Below are 2,519 nucleotides of genomic sequence, written 5' to 3'. Positions count from 1 at the left end.
GGGGGGTCCGGTCCGCCAGGTCGGTCCGGGGCGGGGCTGCGGCCGACGCCCCCACGGGCACGGGTCGGTCGGTCCGGGCGCGGGGCGGTGGGATCATGGTCATGGGTGCACCTTTCCGGGGCGGGGTTTCGGTCACCGGGGGTGGATCGGGCCGGCGGTCGATCCGGCGGAGGCGATTGCGCGGCGGGCTGCGGTATCGATCGGGCGTCGACTGGCTGGCGTCGACTGGCTGGTGTCGGCTATCGGGTGTCGTCGGCTATCGGGCGTCCGTCGGCTGGATGCGGGTGCGTCGCCGTCCGATACCCGTGACCGCGACCGCCGGGGCGGAGATGAACGCGGGCCAGTGCGCCGGGGGCTGCATTCCCGCCGATCGTCGTCGCGGCGGTGAGGTGTGGTGCACCGCCGTCAGATGCATTACCGACGCCGTGAACGGCGGGACAGGCATCGGCGTCGCTTGCCGCCGCCCACTGCCACGCACCCCACAGAGGTGGTGGGAGCCGGGGGAGAAGATTAACCGACTACCTGAACCATACACGCGCACCATTGGGAAGACGTTGTCTCGCAAGAATGAAGTGTGGTCTCTTGGTGGAGTGTTCCGGGTCGTGCGTGGCGATCCGGTGCTATCGGGTTCCTGTCAAGTAGTGGGCACGGTTCTTTGTGATCCGTGCGTGGGCGAGGGAAAGGGATCGTCTCAGCGTAAGGTGCCGTTTCGGTAGTCGGAAGCCCGCTGGTCCGCGGAAATGTGCGTCCCGTTCCTCGTCGCGAGTGGAACGCGGGCCCAAAGTCGGCGCGCGGACCCGTGTCGGCGGTGAACCACGGTGCCGGCCGCGTGTCCGGCCGTTGTCCGGCTCGCCGCGGGGGTGACCTGAGTCGGCGGGATGACCTCGCTGGCAGGTTGACCGGGGCTGGCAGGTTGACCGGGGCCGACGGGGTGACCTGGGCTGGCGGGGTGATCTGGGCCGGCGGGGTGATCTGATGGCCGACGGCGGGGAGATCTGAACTGGTGGTCACTGCCAAAGGGACCTTAGGCCCGAGTGAGGTGAGCGGGCGGCGGGTCCGTCCGTGCAGCTCCGCGACCTCGGACAGCTCGATCGAGTCGGCCCGACACCGCCGGGGACGTCCTTGAGCGACGGCTTCGAAGGCGCCGATACGTTACCTTGGCTGCGCCCGATAAATCCGCATCGTCCGTTTTAGGAGTCAAACGGCCTGTGTGAGGTGTCGATTGCTTTCGGGATAATTTTGGCTTTCGATCCGACACGTGCTAGATGTGATGGGCTCCGGTCGCTTCAAAGGGGGGACACGTGATCGTCGCGCAGGCCGTTCATCAGCATGCCAGCCAGGACCTTCTGTTCGTGGTGGTATCCGTCGGGCTTGCCGTGGTGGGATCATTCGCCGCGCTGGTGAGCGCGATCCGGATCCCCTTGTCCCAGGGTGCGGCCAGGGTTCGCTGGACTCTCGCCGCCGCGCTCTCCCTCGGCGGCGGCGCGATCTGGTCCATGCATTTCATTGGGATGATCGGCTATCGCGTCGACGGGCTTGACCTGCGATACGACCTGCCGCGCACCGGGGTTTCGCTGCTCCTCGCCGTGGCGGTCTCGGCGCTGGGGCTCACCCTGGTGGCGCGCCGGCCACGGAGTATCGGATGGCTGGCACTCAGCGGCGTGGTCTCCGGCCTGGGGATCGCCGCGATGCATTACACCGGCATGGCCGCGATGCACGTCGGCGGGACCGTGACCTACCGCGGCGGCATCGTCGTGCTGTCCATTCTCATCGCGGTGGCCGCGGCCCTCGCGGCCCTGTGGATCGCCTTCCGGGTGCGCACCGGCCGTCACGTGGTCGCAGCCTCCCTGGTCATGGCGGCGGCGGTCTGCGGCATGCACTACACCGCGATGGCTGCCACCCAGGTCCAGGCCGGGCCGGGAAACGAGGAGGTCGCGGGCACCGACCCGATCTCCCTCGCCCCGATCGTCTGCGTGATCGCCTTCTCGGTGCTCGCGGTGGTCATCTTCGCGGCCCTGGGCGGCGTCACCGAGTCCGGTTCGTTCTCGATGGCCCGCGAGAGCAGCCGTCACCGCCGCCCGGGCGCGGGGACGGCGGCGATGGCCGGGGTCGCGGGTGGTCCTGCGGGGCGGACTGTGGACGGCGGCGGCGGGGGCGAGGCGGCCGGTCAGCCCCTGCCGGCGGCCTTCGTGAATCCCCGCAGCGACCAGTACCGGCCCGCCCCGCCGGTCCCCGTCTGGAGCCGGCCGCCTGCGGGGGAGTCGACGACCCGCTCCGGCTGACCGCGCCGATCCGCGGCGCCGGGCCCGATCCGGCCGCGTGCCGGGGTCGGTCCCGGTCGTACGGTGAGCCGGTGAGCCTGTTCGACAGCACGGACCTGTTCGGCGGGGACGCCACATCGCCGCCCGGTGGTGCGCGGCGCACCCGCGCCCCGGTGGGGGGGGCCCCAGTCACTAATTAACAACATAAGCAGCCGACCACCCCAAGAATTTTTATAAAAACCGAGTGGGCGGTTCATT

1 protein-coding gene is annotated in these 2,519 nt (G+C 69.8%); it reads left to right on the top strand.

The window, feature by feature from the left end; genetic code table 11:
- The first annotated feature begins 1,301 nt into the window (after positions 1–1,301).
- Positions 1,302–2,282, top strand: a complete 981-nt coding sequence (locus ND748_RS29895) for an MHYT domain-containing protein (protein WP_251749551.1) — start codon at positions 1,302–1,304, stop codon at positions 2,280–2,282.
- Positions 2,283–2,519: the final 237 nt, after the last annotated feature.

Source organism: Frankia sp. AiPs1, from assembly GCF_023716945.1.
Lineage (GTDB): Bacteria > Actinomycetota > Actinomycetes > Frankiales > Frankiaceae > Frankia.
The sequence above is the reverse complement of the archived record's forward strand: the minus strand, read 5'-3'. Positions and strand labels throughout refer to the sequence as shown.